Raw genomic sequence first — 15,641 nt, 5'->3', positions numbered from 1 at the left:
CAGAAGTGCAGTTCGGACGACGCAGCTTCCTGAAGATGGTGCCCGCCGCCGCCCTCGCGGCCACCGGCACCGGGACCGTGGCCGGCCTGTGGAGCAGCGCCGCCCGCGCCGCCGAGCCGCTGCGCGTCGGCTCCATCCTTTCCGTGACCGGCCCCGCGGCCTTCCTCGGCGAGGACATGAAGGCCGGCCTCGAACTCGCGGTGGAGGAGTTCAACGCCGCGGGCGGCCTCGGCGGCCGCAAGATCGAGTGGACCTATTACGACGCCGAGAGCCAGACCCAGAAGGGCATCACCGCCACCCGCCGGCTCATCAGCCAGGACAAGGTGGAGCTGATCCTCAGCGGCGGCAACATGAGCGGCATTGCGCTGGCCATGGCGCCCATCACCAACGCCGCCAAGGTGCCCTTCATCTCGTCCGAGGGCGCGCTCGCCATCGTGACGCCGGTGGCCGAACGCCAGTATGTGTTCAAGAGCACGGTGGACGACGGCGACGTGCTGGAGCGCATCGCCGATTATCTCGACAAGAAGAAGATCAAGAAGGTGGCGCTCATCGCCGACACGTCCGGCTTCGGCCAGGGCGCGGTGGGGCAGATGAAGATCGTCGGGCCGAAGCGCGGCCTCGACGTGATGTATGAATCCTTCGCCCCCTCCGACACCGACATGATGCCCCAGCTGACCCGCATCCGCGATGCCGGCGCCGAGGCTATCATCTGCTGGACGGTGACGCCGGCCGGCGTCGTCTTCCTCAAGCAGGCGCAGCAGCTGGGCCTCGACAAGAAAACGCTGATCCACAGCTACGGGTTCGTCTCGGCGGACTACATGAAGCTCGCCGGCGACGCCGCCAACACCCTGCTCCTCGCCAGCCTGAAGCTGCCCGTGGGCGACCAGTTGCCGGACAGCGACCCGCTCAAGGCCGGCATTCTCAAGATGATGAAGGCCTACGAGGCGCGCTTCAAACGCCCCGCCAGCATCTATGCGGCGGAATCCTACGACGGCGCGCTGCTCGCCCGCGAGGCGCTGAAGAAGGTGGGGGGCGACATCTCCAAGCTCAGCCAGGGCATGGAGCAGATCAAGGATTTCCCCGGCATCTCCGGCGTCTTCACCTTCTCGCCCGAGCGCCATTCCGGCCTCTCGAAACAGGACATCGTGCTGGTGAACTGGCGCGATGGCCGCTTCAACCTTGCCGACTACGCCTGACGGGAAACACCAACGGGAGGAAACACCATGGCCCTTTCGCGTGACATGTCCGCCGAGCAGGCGTTCGAGGTGGTCCAGACGCTGCTGGATGCGCCCGAGGACCGCTTTCCGCTGACCTTCAATTCCGATCTGCCGCGCATCCGCGAGCTGTTCCACGCGGCGACGCGGAACCAGTGGGACCCCAAAACCGACGTGGACTGGGACCAGCTCGACCCCTCCAAATACACCGACGAGCAGCGCTACGCCGCCCGGCTCTACTGGAGCCGCCGGGCGTGGAGCGAATATGGCGCCATCTCCGAGAGCCCGGCGCTGCAGGTGCGCTTCGGCGTGGAGAACCGCCCCTCCGACATGCAGCTCTTCTTCACCATCCGTTCGCAGGAGGAGGCGCGCCACGCCGAGGTCTGCCACGCCATGGCGGAGAAGCTCGGCGGCTATATCGAGAAGCCGGTGCAGCAGCTCTTCGAGGGCTCCGTCTCCACCCACGGCGTGCGCCGCGCCGCCCTCAATGCGGACGTGCCGCTGGAGGGCATCATCGCCGCCCTCGTCTGCACGGCGGAGGAGATCGCCTTCGACGTGTTCAAGCACCTGAACGACGTCACGCACGATCCCGTCGCCAAGCAGATCGTGCGCTACATCATGCGCGATGAAAGCCGGCACTGCGCCTTCGGCTGGTACTTCCTCGAAGCCATCTGCGAGCAGCTCACCCCCGATCAGAAGAAGATGATCGAGGATGCCGTCATCACCATGATGGAGAAGGTGGAGCTGAACGGCTACCACAGCGCATGGCTGGCGCCGGAGAACCCGGCCTCCAACGCCGAGGTGGAGGCCGACCGCATCACCTACGAGGCGGGCCTCGGCGCCACCGTGGAGGACGAGGAAAAGCCGGTCTTCATCGCGACCGTGCAGCGTATCCGCGAGCAGATGCGCGCGCTCGGCATCGAACTGCCCCCCTTCACGCATCCCAAGCTCGGGACCATCTGACATGCCGCTCCACGCCACGCGGGCCGAGCCCTCGCTGCCGCCGGTGCGGCTTCTCGTCGAGCGGCGGTTTCCGCTCGAGATGAACGTCACGCTGCCGGAGATCCGCGCGCTCTACGACACGGGCAAGGCCGGCCGCTGGAACCCGCATCGGGACGTGGACTGGAGCGCGCTCAAGCCGGAGACCTATCCGGAGGAAGTGCGCGCCGCCGCCCGCCGCACCTGGAGCCGGCGGGTGTGGACCGAGGCCACGGGCCTCACCGAGACCCCGGCCCTCATCGTGCGCTTCTGCATGGAGGTGGGCCGGGAGATCGACCCGAAATTCTACCTCACCACCCGCAACACCGAAGAGGCGTGGCACGTCGAGTGCTACGACAAGATCGCCGAGACCTTCGGCGGTCGCCTCGCCCGGCCGGCGGCCAAGGCCTATGAGGCCGTCTTCAACCGCCACCTGCACCGCCGGGTGATGGATGCCGGCCAATTGCTCGACGCCTACGTGGCCGCCCACGCCGCCTTCGAGGACGGGCTGGAGCTGGAACTGGCCAAGGCCTGGCGCGCCGCCGCCACCAACCCGGCCGTGCAGTCCATGCTCGACTTCGTGATTGCCGACAAGGAGCGCCACGCCGCCTTTGGCTGGCTCTATCTCGCCGCCAAGGCGGAGGGCTGGACGAAGGCGGAGCGCGAGACCATCGCGGCCGAGCTGTCCGACTATGTGCGGGACGTGGTGCTGAAGGGCTATCACTGCCCCTGGCTCGCGCCCGAGCACGCCGCGGCCGAAGCGGAAGCCGATGCGATCACGGCGGAGGCCGGTCTCGGCGGCGCGGCGCGCGCGGCGGAGGAGGATGCGCTCGCGACCTTCGCCGGCAACGCCCGCGCCCGCCTCGCGGAACTGGGGGTGATGGTGCCCTTGTTCGAGACCAACCGCATGCGCAGTTTCTGACCCCTCGGACGTCTCGTTCCGAGGAAACGGGCGGGCCTCGCGCCCAACCCGAACCTGTCCCGGCCGTCCGCGTCCCCCGGGGCAAAGCCCCGATTGCTCCGGAGCGCGGCGGCCGGGACCTTCATCCCCCTGATGGGGCACGTCATTTCCAACGCGCCGAAGGCTGGCCGTCACCCCATGCAGACCGCAACCGCCCTCCTCCAGGTCCTGTCCGCCGGCATCGGCACGGGCGCCGTTTATGCGCTGGTGGCGCTTGGCTTCAATGTGGTCTTCAAGAGCACCGGCGCGATGAATTTCGCGCAGGGGGAATGGGTGGTGATGGGCGGCATGGTCACCGCTCTCCTCATCGGCGCCTTCTCCAGCATCGGCCTCGCGGTGGTGACGGCGGTGGTGCTGGTGGGCGTCGTCGGCCTTCTTTCCGAGCGGCTGACGGTGCAACCGCTGAAGAAGCCGGATGCCCTCGTCATCACCCTCGTCACCATCGGCCTCTCCATCGTCAGCCGCAGCCTCGTGATGCTGGTGCTGGGCAAGAAGCCGGTGGGCTATGCCGGCTTCTCCGGCAACACCGCGCTCTCGGTCGGCGGGGTGAGCATCCAGAGCCAGACGCTCTGGATCATCGCCATCACCCTCGCCTTCCTGGTGGTGATGCACGCCTTCTTCGAGCGCACCATCCTTGGCAAGGCGCTGCGCGCGGCGGCGGCGGACCGGGAGGCGGCGGCGATCGTCGGGGTGAATGTGGGCAGCACCGTGCTGCTCTCCTTCGGCATCGCGGCGCTCGCTGGGGCGCTCGCCGGCGCCATCGTCACGCCGCTCACCCTCGCCTCCTACGACCAGGGCGCCATGTTCGGCTTCAAGGGGTTCAGCGCCGCCATGCTGGGCGGGCTTGGCAGCCTGCCGGGCGCCGTGGTGGGCGGGCTGGCGCTGGGGCTGCTGGAGGCGTTCGGCAGCTTCTACATCTCCTCCGCCTTCAAGGATGCCATCGCCTTCGCCGTGCTGCTGCTCATCCTGTTCGTCCGCCCCTCCGGCCTGCTCGGCCGCGCCGACATCGTGAAGGTGTGAGGCCATGGCCAGCATCGAGGCGGAGACCGGACCGATGACCCACAGCGGCCTGCCCCGGCGCGGCCTCTCCCGCCATGCCCGTCTGGCGCTGGTGTGGCTCGCACTGGCGGCGGTGCCCTTTCTGGTGCCCAACGCCTATTGGATCTCCCTCGCCAATCTCGCCCTCATCAATCTGGTGCTGATCGCCTCGCTCAATCTGCTGATGGGCTATGGCGGTCAGATCTCGCTGGCCCATGCCGGCTTCTTCGGCCTTGGCGCCTATGCGAGCGGCATCCTCAACGTGCGCTATGGCGTGCCGCCCTGGGCCGGGCTGCCGGCGGCCGCGACCGTCGCCGGCCTCGGAGCGCTCCTCATCGGCATTCCGGCGCTGCGGCTGCGCGGACATTACCTCGCCATGGCGACGCTGGGGTGGAATGCCATTCTCGTCGTCTTCTTCACCCAATTGGTGGGGCTCACCGGCGGCCCCAACGGCCTCCTCGGCGTCGAGCCCTTCTCCTTCTTCGGCCATGCGCTGGACACCGAGGCCAAGGCCTTCCCGCTGGCGTGGGGCGTGGCCTTCCTGGTGATGCTCGCCATCTCCAACCTTCTCGCCTCGCGCATCGGCCGCAGCATCCGGGCGGTGGCGACCAACGAACTGGGCGCGCAGTCGCTGGGCATCGACAGCTTCCGCACCAAGCTCGCGGTGTTCGTGCTCAGCGCCTGCATGGCGGGCATCGCCGGCAGCCTCTATGTCCACATCAACCAGTATGCCTCGCCGGAGACCTTCGGCATCGCCCCCTCCATCATGCTCCTTGTGATGGTCGCCATCGGCGGCGCGGGCACCTTCTACGGGCCGATGCTGGGCGCGCTGATCTACACGGCTGTGCCGCAGATCCTGCTCGATTACGAGGATGCCGAACTCATGCTATTCGGCCTCGGCCTGCTGGTGGTGCTGATCCTGTTCCCGCGCGGGCTTGCGGGCGTTCCGGCCGCGCTGGCCGGCCTCGTGCGAAGGAGGCGGGCATGACGGCGCGCGTGAGCGATCTTCTGCAGGTCGAAAACCTCACCTGCCGCTTCGCCGGCGTCACCGCCGTGGACGATCTCTCCTTCCGGGTGAAGACCGGGGAGATCAAGGCGGTGATTGGCCCCAACGGCGCCGGCAAGTCCACGCTGTTCAACATGATCGCCGGCGTCACCCGACCGACCGACGGCGCCATGAAGTTCGATGGCGCCCGCATCGATCGCCTGCCGACCCACGAACGCGCACGCCGCGGCATCGCCCGCACCTTCCAGAATTTGCAGATCTTCCGCGAGCTGACCGTGCTGGAGAACGTCATGGTGGGCCGCCACCTGCGCGGCCGCGCCACCACGCTGTCCGCCCTTCTCCACATCCCGGCCGTGGGCGCCGAGGAACGGGCGATGGAGGCCACCGCCATGGGGCTGCTGGAGCGCTTCGGCCTTGCCGCCAAGGCCCATGCGCCGGCAGGGTCGCTGGCCTTCGGGCAGATGAAGGTGCTCGAACTTGCCCGCGCCCTCGCCTCCGAGCCGCGCCTCCTGCTGCTGGACGAGCCCGCCGCCGGCCTGCCCCACGCCGAAGCGGACAGGATGGCCGAGACCATTCGCGACCTGAACCGCGACGGCATGACCGTGCTGCTGGTGGAGCACAACATGCGCATGGTCATGTCGCTCTCCCACGACATTCTGGTGCTCAACAACGGCCGGCGCATCGCCGAGGGCACGGCGGAGAAGGTTCGCCGCCATCCGGAGGTGCTCTCCGCCTATCTCGGCGAGGAGGCGGTCGATGCTTGAGGTGCAAGGCCTCGTCGCCGGCTATGGCGGCACCGATGTGCTGCACGCGGTTTCCCTGAAGGTGGCGCGCGGGCAATCCGTCTGCCTCATCGGCGCCAATGGCGCGGGCAAGACGACCCTGCTGCGCACCCTCGCCGGCCTCATCCGTCCCACGGGGGGGCGCATCGTGTTCGATGGGGCGGACATCACCAACCTCTCGACCTCCTCCCGCCTGTCGCGCGGGCTGGCGCTGGTGCCGGAAGGGCGCCGCGTGTTCGCGCCCATGACGGTGGAGGAAAATCTGGAGATGGGCGCCTTCCGCCGGCTGTGGCCGCGCCGGGCGCAGGGTGTCGCTGCCGACCTCGACATGGTGTTCGCGCTCTTTCCCCGCCTCGCCGAGCGGCGGCGGCAGGCGGCCGGGCTGCTCTCCGGCGGCGAGCAGCAGATGCTCGCCATCGGCCGCGCCCTCATGGGCAGGCCCCGCCTTCTGCTGCTCGACGAGCCCTCCATGGGCCTCGCGCCCAAGGTGGTGCAGGAGATCTTCGCCACCATCCGCCGCCTCAATGCCGAGGGCATGTCCCTCCTCATCGCCGAGCAGAATGCAAGCATGGCCCTGCGCAGCGCCGCCCACGGCTATGTCCTCGCCGAGGGCGCCGTCGTGCGCGACGGTGCGGGCGCCGACCTCCTCCATGACGACGGCGTGCGCGCCGCCTATCTCGGCCTGTGAGTTTTCGGAAATCCCATGCCGCATACCCTCATCGATCCCGCGCTCGAAGCCGAATACGCCCTGCGCCGACGGCATCCCGAGCGCGAGAGCGTCTATGACGGCCACCGTCGCCTCGGGGCAGCGCTGCGCGCCAGCGGTGGCTGGCGGCTGGACCAGCGCTATGGACCCGGCCCGCGCTGCCTGCTGGACGTGTTTCCGGCCGGCGACGGCGCGCCGGTGCTGTTCTTCATCCATGGCGGCTACTGGCGCGCGCTGGACAAGTCCGATGTCTCCTTCATCGCCGGCCCCTCGATCGCCGCCGGGGTGACGCTGGTGGCACCGACCTATGATCTGGTGTCCGGTGTGCGCGTTGCCGACATCCTGGACGAGATGCGTCTCGCGTTGCGCTGGGTGGTGGACCATCTGGCTCCGTCCCGCATCGTGGTGGCCGGCCATTCGGCGGGCGGGCAGCTCGCGGCCATGCTGGCGCTCGATCAGGCGGAGCGGGGCGACGGCCCCATCTGCGCCCTCGCCGGCCTCTCCGGCGTCTACGACCTGCGGCCGCTGCGGCACACCTCCATCAACGCCGACCTCCGCCTCTCAGGGCCGGAGGCAGCGGCGGCGAGCCCGCTGCTGCGCCTCGGCGACCTGCCGCCAAGCGCCCGGCTCATGCCGCTCCTGTGCGCCGTGGGCGCGGAGGAGACGGACGGTTTCAAACGCTGGAGCCGCGATTTCGCCGCGCTGTGGGCGGCGCGCGGCGGCGCGGTGCAGTCCATGGAGCCGGCCCGGCGCAACCATTTCACTTTGCTCGATCCCCTGGCCGACGGCACCGACCCGCTCACCCGCGCGATCCTCGCCCTCGCCAGCCCTTCGGAGGCCTGAATGTCCGTTCTCTCGCCCGTGCTCGCCAACCCGGCTGATGCTGCCCTGCCCTACAGCCCCGCCGTGCTCGCGACTGGCCCGGTGCGAACGCTCTACATCTCGGGACAGGTGGGCATCGACGCCACGGGGCAGGTGCCGGCTGATTTCGAAGGGCAGGTGCGCGCCGCCTTCGCCAATCTGGAACAGGTCCTCGCGGCTGCCGGCATGGGGCTCGGCGACCTCGCCAAGGTCACGGCCTTTCTTACCGATCCGGCCGACTATGCCGGCTACGGATCGCTGCGCACGGAGCTGCTCAAGGGCCAAAAGCCCGCCTCGACGCTGGTGATCGCCGCCGCCCTCGCCCGCCCGGAATGGCGGTTCGAGATCGAGGCCGTGGCGGTCGCCGCAGGCTGAGCCAGAAGGGCCACGGCACAGGCCGCACGCTCCATCTCCCTGGCTTCCGCTTGCCATGGCCACGCCGACAGGAACTCGGCGAACCGCCGCTCCTGACCTTTCATCGCCCGCCACCGCTCAAGCCTTGCGCCCTGCCATGGGAAGCATTAGGATCGCTCATATCTCAACATATCTTGAGATATGGAAGTATGAACGAAGCCTCGGCCCTGTCTGCATTCGCCGCCCTCTCGCAGGAGACGCGGCTGCGCATCGTCCGGATTCTGGTGCAGGCGGGGCCGGAAGGGCTGGCGGCCGGCGCCATCGGAGAGGCGATGGGCGGCGCCTCGTCCTCGCGGATGTCCTTCCACCTCGGCCATCTGGAACAGGCTGGTCTGGTCCGTTCGCGCCGGGAGGGCAGGTCCATCATCTACAGCCCTGTCCATGCCGCCCTGTCCGGGCTCATCGCCTTCCTGATGAAGGACTGCTGCAACGGCCATCCCGAAGTCTGCGCACCGGCCGTGGCTGCTCTTTCCTGTACCTGTCCACCCAACGCGGAAACCAAAAGACGCGAGAAGAGCCATGTCTGAGACAAGAGACACCTTCAACGTGTTGTTCCTGTGCACCGGCAATTCGGCGCGCTCCATTCTCGCAGAGAGCATTCTGGCGAAGGATGGGGGCGGTCACTTCCGCGCCTTCTCCGCTGGAAGCGCGCCCAAGGGAGAGGTGAACCCGTTCGCGGTCCGGACCCTGACCGCTTTCGGTTATCCCACCTACGGCCTGCGCTCCAAGAGCTGGCTGGAGTTTGCCGAGCCCGGCGCGCCAGTGATGGATTTCGTCTTCACCGTCTGCGACAACGCGGCCGGCGAGGCCTGCCCCATCTGGCCCGGCCAACCCATGACCGCACACTGGGGCATCGAGGATCCCGCCGCTGTCGAGGGCAGCGACATTGCCAAGGAAGCCGCCTTCAGCGCCGCCTTCCGCTATCTCAAGAACCGCATATCGGCCTTTACCGCGCTTCCGATTGCCAAGCTGGACCGGCTCGCCCTCGGCACCCGGCTGCGGGAGATCGGGCGAATCGACGGCGCCACGACGCGCCGGCCCGACGTCGCCTGAGTTGGCCGACAGAAGCCGCGGGCCTGTGGTGGGATCAGCGCCCGCGCTGATCCCAGCGTCCGCCCATGGTGTTCACGAGGTGGACGTAGTCGAACAGGTCGCTCAGCATGAAGTGCCGGTTCTCGATGGTGGTCATGTGCGCCACCGTGTGGGGATCGCCCTCCAGATAGCGGAAGGCCGTGGAGCGGAACTGCTCCGGCAGGGCCAGATTGAAGGGCGTAGGCTGGGTCAGCATGCGGCAGATCTGGTCGAACAGCAGGCGGAAGCGCTCGTCCTCCGGGTCCATGTAGACGTCCCCGAAATCCGCCTTGTAGCGCCCGAAGAGCGCGAGATAGTCGTCGGCATCCGGCTTTGGCTGCATGGGCCTGTCCCTGGTTCCTCTGCCGAGGTCGAAACAAGTTCGGTGCCAGAAGAACTCCTCGACAGCGTGAGGGACATTAGGCCGCAACGCCCCTCGCGATCGACCCTCAGGACAACAGCCGGCCCACCAGCACGCCGGCCGCGGCGGCGGAGGCGGCGATGGCCAGCGTTTCCGCCGTGGCTCGCAGGATGGAGCGTTTCGCCACGATGCCGCGCCCGATTCCGAGCGCCACCAGCAGCACCGTCGTCAGCACCAGCGAGACGATCCGCGCCTCGTCCATCGGCAGGAAGGCGAAGGGCAGCACCGGGGTGAAGCCGGCGAACAGGTCCGAGACGAACATCCAGAAGGCGTGCGAGGTGGGGCTGGCGCCGTCGTCCGCCTCGTCCAGCTCGGAGCGCAGGCCGAGGGTGGCACGCGGCGCGCGCTTCAGCGCCTCCGCCACTTGCGTCACGTCCGCCGCCGCCATGCCGCCGCGCGTGAGGGCCGCAGCGACCGTCTCGACCTGCGCCGCGGCTTCCGCCGCATCCACCGGCCCGTTGCGCCGGGCGCGGCGGGCGTCGCGAACGGATTCCGCATCGAGATAGCTGCCCGCCATCATGGACACGGCCGCAGCGGCCGCGCCGGTGGCGCCGGCGATCAGCACCGCGCGGGGATCGTTGGTGCTCATGGCGACGCCGAAGACGAGGCCGAAGATGGAGACGGTGCCGTCCTCCATGCCGAACACCACATCGCCGATGGAGGCCTTGAGCGAGGCGACGACACGCGACGGCAGCGACATGACACGGCTCTCCAGCCCGATCCCGACACCACCGCTCATGGCACGGCCGGCGGACCGACGGAAGCGCATTCCATTTCCTGCGCCATGGTTGTCCTCGACCGGTAGGGGACATGGAACGGGTGCCGGCCGCCCCGGCGGCGGCGCTCCGGTCTCGCCATGCGGCGGGGGGCGGTCAAGGGCGGGGGGCGATCAAGGGGGGGGCTCGGCCGCGACGGTGAGGTGCAACGCCTTAACCACGCCCGAGAACCGTTGGAAATGAAGCGGGAGATGCGCTCCCGGCGGATTGCGCGCGAGCCGAATCGAGAGGTAACTTCGCAGAGGTTCCCACTCGTCCCTTGCATCCAAAGCTGTCCCGCCCCCCGGGAGAGGTGCGCATGTCCCGCCTGCTTGCGACCAGCCTGCTCGCCTCGACCTCTCTGCTGGCGCTCGCGCTGGCCGGCCCGGTGGCGCGGGCGGGAGATTATCTCGTTCCCTCGGGCACGGTGCTCACGGCGCCGGTGTCACTCGATAGCGCCTCGCCGGGGGCACCCTTCAGCGGGGTCAGCGTGCTCGGCGGCATCGTCTATACCGAAACCACCAAGAACAGCGCGGCGGCGCTGGAGATCTACCGGTCCGCTTTGACCGACGGCGCCGGCATCGTGAACACCGGTACGGTGAGCGTCACCCAAACCATCACGAAGCTGAAGATCCATTCCGGTGGCACAGCGGTCGGTGCCTCCGGCACCACCAAGGGCATCGTGCTCTATGGCTCCGCCCCCTCCACCGGGAGCGTGCTGAACAGCGGGACCGTGCTGTCTCACCGCATCGTCACCGACCAGCCCGTCATCAAGACCAGCGGCAACGTGGGCATCTCCGAATATGCCTATGGCGTGCAGCTGGACAGCTATTTCGCCGGCGGCGTCACCAATGCCAGCAGCGGCGTCATCGACGTCGCCAATACCGCGAACGTCGCCATCAGCGCGTCCGACAAGATCACCGGGCTCGACATCGTCACCGGCATCTTCGCCCATGGCTATGCCACTTATGGCACAGGCGCCGCGAACAGCTTCGACAATGCCGGCACCATCAAGGTGCGCGCGGCCGCAGCCATCAGCGAGAGCTTCGCCCAGACCTCGACGGGCACGCTCCAGGCCTCGGCCACCGCCACCGCGATCGGCGTGAGGATGAGCCAGTCGGGCCTGGCGACGCCTGCCGGCGCGACGGGCACCCTCACCAATTCCGGCATCATCGATGTCGCCGCGTCCATCACCGCCGCCACCCAGTTCTCGGTGTCGACCTCCGCTGCGAAGGCGACCGGGCTGATGCTCCAGTCCACCGCCAATGCCGAGGCGTCCGGCGTCATGTCGAACGGGCTGACCATCGGCAAATTTGAGAATACGGGCACCATCTCGGTCGCCGCCTCGGCGACGGCGACCTCCTCCGGCAAGGCGACGGCGGACAAGATCGCCCGATTGGTGAACTACAATTCCCCTGCCGGTCCGACGACCTCCCTGGAGTCGGGCTCGGTGGGTGCGGCGGTGATCGCCTACGGAGTCGATCTCGCCAATGGCAGCCTCGGCGGATTGACCAATAGCGGGACCATCGAGGTCACGGGCATCGCGACGACGGTCGCCACCGCCAGCGCCATGGCCAGGGAAGAGGCGCTGGTGGCGCAGCAGGACTTCGCCGCCGTCCAGCTCACCGGCATCAACGTGTCCGTGGACAACCTCACCGGGCCCATCGTCAACAGCGGCACCGTGGCGCTGACAGCCACCGCCTCCGCGAAAGGCACGCTCGTCGCCTCCGCCGAGAGTGGTCCCACGACCAAGCAGGCGACCGCGAATGCCTCAGGATATCTGCAGACGCGGCTCATCGGCATCGATGTGGAGGCCAGCAGCTTCCAGGCCGGCACCTACAGCGCCACCGTGCGCAACAGCGGGCGCATCCTCATCTCTTCCGGCGCGGTCGGTTCCTTCGCCGGCTCGGCCCTGTCGGACGGCGGGGCGGTGGCGGATGTCACCTACTCCTCGGGATCGAGCGCCCTCGTCGCTGGCCTGCTCTACGCCACCAACCAGGCGATCGGCATCCTCGTCGACACGCCGAACATCGCCGAGGTGACGAACTCCGGCATCATCGACCTCACCTCGTCCTTCGCCTCCACCCAGACGGCGACGGCCAGCGGCGGGACGAGTGCGAGCGCCGCGGCCAGTTCCGCCTCGCCGAACCTCAACAGCTTCGGCCTCAACATCACGGCGGTGACGACCGCACCCGCGAGCGGCGTGGTGCCGACCACGGCGATCACCAATTCCGGCATCATCGATCTGTTCTCGACGGTGACGCTGACCAACAGCGCCACCGCGAACGCAACCACGGGCTCGGCCGTGGCCTCGGCGCTCAGCCAGTCCACGCAGCTCAGCACCCTGCCCGGCCTCGACGGCGCCATCGCCGCGAGCTACGGCATCTATGCGAGCCTCAACGGGCTCGACGGCAGCTTCACCAATTCCGGCGTCATCGCGGTGGAGCAGGCGCTCGCCATTTCGGGAACGGCCACCGCCATCGGCACGAGCGCGCAGGCGACCACCGTCTCGGACGGCCTGTCGCTGGCCATGGGGGTCCTCGCGCTGCCGGGCCAGGTGACGGGCTCCATCGTCAATTCCGGCGCCATCTGGACCCGCGCTTCCGGTCTTTTCAACGCCACGGCCAACGCCTCGGGCGGAAGCGGCACGGCGGAAGCCGAAGCCACCGGGCTCGCACTTGCAAGCGGCCTCATCGCCTCCACCGACGGCATCGGCGGCTTTGCCAACAGCGCGGACATCCTCTCCGGCGCCACCGTCACCACGCTTGTCTCGGCCACCGGCAGCGGCAATGGGACCGCGACCGCGACCGGCTTCGGGTCGGCGCTCTCCATGGGCGTGATGCTGACCGGCACGGCGGGAGTTGCGGGCAATTTCACCAACACCGCCACCATCGGCGCGACCGCATCGGCCAGCGTGATCGCATCGGCCAGCGGCGGCACGGTCTCCACCAAGGCAGAGGCCATCGCGTCGGCTTTCGGGCTTCTCACGGCGGGCGGCGCCGGCATCGGCGGCGATCTCGTGAATACCGGCACCATCGGCGGCATCGCCACCGCGAATGCGTCCGCCAGCGGCGGCACGGCGGATGCGTCCGCTTTCGCCTACGGCATCGCGCTTGATGCAACGGGCGGCGTCGGCGGCAGCATCGTGAATTCAGGCATCGTCATCGCGGTCGCCGAGGCGGGTGTGGCGGGCGCGAGCGGCACGGCGCAGGCGAAAGCCGTTGGCCTGCAGATCGCCTCCGGCTCGGTGGGCGGGGCTCTCTCCAACACGAGCGTCATTGCCGCGCAGGCGAACGGCACGGACGCCACCGCCATCGGCATCGCCATCGGCGCGCCCATCGACGGCAAGGCGCTGGGCGCGGCGCAGCTGACCACCCTCGACACTCTGGGCGTGGACCCGGCGCTCGCGACCGCCGGGGCGGTGACGATCAGCGGCGGCCTCGTGAATACCGGCGGCATCACCGCCACCACCGGCGCCACGGGCAGCGCCACCGCCATCAAGGTGGCGGGCGGCAGCAGCATCGGCACGCTCACCAATCGCGGCGGCATCTTCGCCTTCGAGGGGGATGGGGCCGGCATCGCCGTCGACCTCACCGGTGAGGGTTCGGCCACCCGCATCCTGCTTGAGGACGGCACCGTCTTCGGCGACCTCGCGCTCTCCTCGACCTATGCCGACGCCATCACCTGGAGCGGCGGCCTCCTCAACGGCGACGTGCTCGGCGGGGGGCTCGGCAGCCTCACCGTTCTGGCCGGGGCGGGCACGAGCTTTGTCTATTCGGGCACGCTGGAGAGCCTCGCGAACGTCAGCGTCGGCGGCGACGGCACACCGGTGAGCCTCGCCTTCACCGGCACGGCGGTGGGCATCGGCACCTTCGCCGTGAAGGATCAGGGCACGCTGATCCTCACCGCCGACAGCGCCATCGAAACGAACGCCTACACCCAGGCCGCCGGCGGCACGCTGGGCCTCTACCTCTCCCCGCAATGGACCGCCGCGCCCATCGTCGCGACGAGCGCCGATCTCGATGGCACGGTGGCCGTGCTGGGCGCCACCGGCATCCGGTCGAAGACCACGCGCTACGATCTCCTGTCCTCTTCCGACATCTCCGGCGCCTTCTCCGACGTGACCACGCCCAACAGCCTGCTGTCCGCCGCCGTCACCTATGATGCAGACGGGGCGACGCTTGTGCTCACCCGCAACGCCACCACCTCCCTCGCCGGCCTCACGCTGGCGGGGCGTTCGCTCGCGGCGGGCATCGATCTCAATTACCAGCGGCTCTCCCTGTCGTCGCCACTGAGCCCGGTGCTGGACAGCTTTTATGTCGGCACCGACGGGCAGGTGGCGAACCTCCTCAACCAGATGTCCGGCGCGCCTTTGGCCGATGCAAAGACGGCCGGCATGGCGACCTTCGGCACCATCAACGGGCAGATCAGCCAGCAGCTCGCCGCCACGCGCGGCACGGGCGCCCTGCCCAGCGGCGGCAGCGCGCTTCTCTCCTATGGCGCGGGCGAGGTGAGCCCCTCCGCCAACGCCTATGCCGCGACGGCCCCCTCCTCCGGCGCCTCCGGCCCGTGGGCAGTCCTCTCCCCGGCACCGGCCGCGCCTGAGAACAGCGTGTGGCTGCGCCCGTTCGGCAATTGGGGCAGCACGGACACCGGCAACGGCACCACCACCAGCTCCGGCGGCGGCGTGCTCGGCGGCATCGAGCGGGCGTTCGGCGCGGATGCGCGGGGCGGCGCCGTGTTCAGCTATCAGACGGCTGATCTGGGCTTCACCGGCCCGGCCTCCGGCTCGGTGGATCAATGGACCGCATCGCTCTATGCGGAAAAGCAGTGGGGTGCCTTCTACGCCAACCTGTTCGGCACCTACGGCTACCAGACCTACGACATGAGCCGTTCCATCGCGTTCGGCGGCACGCTCTTCACCGCGCGCTCGACCTATGCGGGCAATGCCGGCGCGGTGGTGGGCGAGGCGGGTTATGACTATGCCTACGCCCCCGGCGCGAAGCTGGAGCCCTATCTGCGCCTCGCCTACGCGGCGCTGGGCACCGAGACCTTCGCCGAGCGCGGCGCCGGCGTGTTCAACCTGAACGTCGCCGCCGATACCACCCAGTCGCTGCAATCCACCCTGGGCCTGCGTGTCGTGCAGCCGTTGTCTCTCTCCACCCTGCCGGTGACGCTGCGCCTGGAGGCCGGCTGGCAGCACGAATATCTCGACACCGGCGCGAGCCTCGGCGCCACCTTCCTCGCCGACAGCACCATCGGTTTCAACATCCTCTCCGGCGGACCGAGCGATCTGGCGCTGGCGGCAGCGGGCCTCTCCTTCGCCTTCTCGGCCAATTTCGACGGCTACATCGAGTATCGCGGCAGCTTCGGCGACGGTTATTCCAACAGCACCGCCTCCGCGCAGCTGAGGCTGCGGTTCTGAAGGCGCGAG

The 15,641-nt window shown here is 68.9% G+C and carries 14 protein-coding genes; 12 read left to right on the top strand and 2 right to left on the bottom strand.

What is annotated here, in order from left to right; genetic code table 11:
• Positions 1-5: 5 nt before the first annotated feature.
• The 11 genes from J2126_RS22320 (at position 6) to J2126_RS22270 (ending at position 9,013) form a co-directional block, all read left to right on the top strand.
• Entirely contained in the window at positions 6-1,196 is a 1,191-nt protein-coding gene (locus J2126_RS22320) for an ABC transporter substrate-binding protein (RefSeq protein ID WP_209488987.1), read from the top strand.
• Positions 1,197-1,223: 27 nt separating this feature from the next.
• Entirely contained in the window at positions 1,224-2,177 is a 954-nt protein-coding gene (locus J2126_RS22315; protein ID WP_209488986.1) for a ferritin-like domain-containing protein, read from the top strand.
• Between the two features lies 1 nt (position 2,178).
• Positions 2,179-3,114, top strand: a complete 936-nt coding sequence (locus J2126_RS22310; RefSeq protein WP_209488985.1) for a hypothetical protein — start codon at positions 2,179-2,181, stop codon at positions 3,112-3,114.
• A 177-nt stretch (positions 3,115-3,291) separates the two neighbouring features.
• Positions 3,292-4,173, top strand: coding sequence for a branched-chain amino acid ABC transporter permease (locus J2126_RS22305; protein ID WP_209488984.1), 882 nt, complete (start codon positions 3,292-3,294; stop codon positions 4,171-4,173).
• Between the two features lie 4 nt (positions 4,174-4,177).
• Positions 4,178-5,179 (top strand): branched-chain amino acid ABC transporter permease, encoded by a 1,002-nt coding sequence (locus J2126_RS22300; protein ID WP_209488983.1) that lies wholly within the window; start codon positions 4,178-4,180, stop codon positions 5,177-5,179.
• Positions 5,176-5,961: an ABC transporter ATP-binding protein gene (locus J2126_RS22295; RefSeq protein WP_209488982.1), complete on the top strand. Its 786-nt coding sequence runs from the start codon at positions 5,176-5,178 to the stop codon at positions 5,959-5,961. Before J2126_RS22300 ends, J2126_RS22295 begins: the two co-directional genes overlap by 4 nt.
• Positions 5,954-6,667, top strand: coding sequence for an ABC transporter ATP-binding protein (locus J2126_RS22290; protein WP_209488981.1), 714 nt, complete (start codon positions 5,954-5,956; stop codon positions 6,665-6,667). The genes J2126_RS22295 and J2126_RS22290 overlap by 8 nt, the downstream gene beginning before the upstream one ends.
• A 15-nt stretch (positions 6,668-6,682) precedes the next feature.
• Positions 6,683-7,528, top strand: coding sequence for an alpha/beta hydrolase (locus J2126_RS22285; RefSeq protein WP_209488980.1), 846 nt, complete (start codon positions 6,683-6,685; stop codon positions 7,526-7,528).
• On the top strand, positions 7,529-7,921 hold the full coding sequence (locus J2126_RS22280; protein WP_209488979.1) for a RidA family protein: 393 nt from the start codon (positions 7,529-7,531) through the stop codon (positions 7,919-7,921). It abuts the gene before it with no gap.
• 188 nt (positions 7,922-8,109) lie between these two features.
• Complete coding sequence (locus J2126_RS22275) at positions 8,110-8,487, top strand: ArsR/SmtB family transcription factor (RefSeq protein ID WP_209488978.1); 378 nt, start codon at positions 8,110-8,112, stop codon at positions 8,485-8,487.
• Complete coding sequence (locus tag J2126_RS22270) at positions 8,480-9,013, top strand: arsenate reductase ArsC (RefSeq protein ID WP_209488977.1); 534 nt, start codon at positions 8,480-8,482, stop codon at positions 9,011-9,013. Before J2126_RS22275 ends, J2126_RS22270 begins: the two co-directional genes overlap by 8 nt.
• Before the next feature lie 34 nt (positions 9,014-9,047).
• Here the strand turns inward: J2126_RS22270 and J2126_RS22265 are convergent, their stop codons facing one another.
• Both J2126_RS22265 and J2126_RS22260 read right to left on the bottom strand, forming a co-directional pair.
• Positions 9,048-9,374: a hypothetical protein gene (locus J2126_RS22265; protein ID WP_209488976.1), complete on the bottom strand. Its 327-nt coding sequence runs from the start codon at positions 9,372-9,374 to the stop codon at positions 9,048-9,050.
• 106 nt (positions 9,375-9,480) lie between these two features.
• On the bottom strand, positions 9,481-10,152 hold the full coding sequence (locus J2126_RS22260; RefSeq protein WP_209488975.1) for a VIT1/CCC1 transporter family protein: 672 nt from the start codon (positions 10,150-10,152) through the stop codon (positions 9,481-9,483).
• Positions 10,153-10,526: 374 nt separating this feature from the next.
• On the opposite strand from J2126_RS22260, the gene J2126_RS22255 reads away from it, so the two are divergent.
• A complete protein-coding gene (locus J2126_RS22255; protein ID WP_209488974.1) occupies positions 10,527-15,632 on the top strand; it encodes an autotransporter outer membrane beta-barrel domain-containing protein in 5,106 nt (1,701 codons plus the stop codon).
• Positions 15,633-15,641: the final 9 nt, after the last annotated feature.

The organism is Xanthobacter flavus (assembly GCF_017875275.1).
Lineage (GTDB): Bacteria > Pseudomonadota > Alphaproteobacteria > Rhizobiales > Xanthobacteraceae > Xanthobacter > Xanthobacter flavus_A.
The sequence above is the reverse complement of the archived record's forward strand: the minus strand, read 5'-3'. Positions and strand labels throughout refer to the sequence as shown.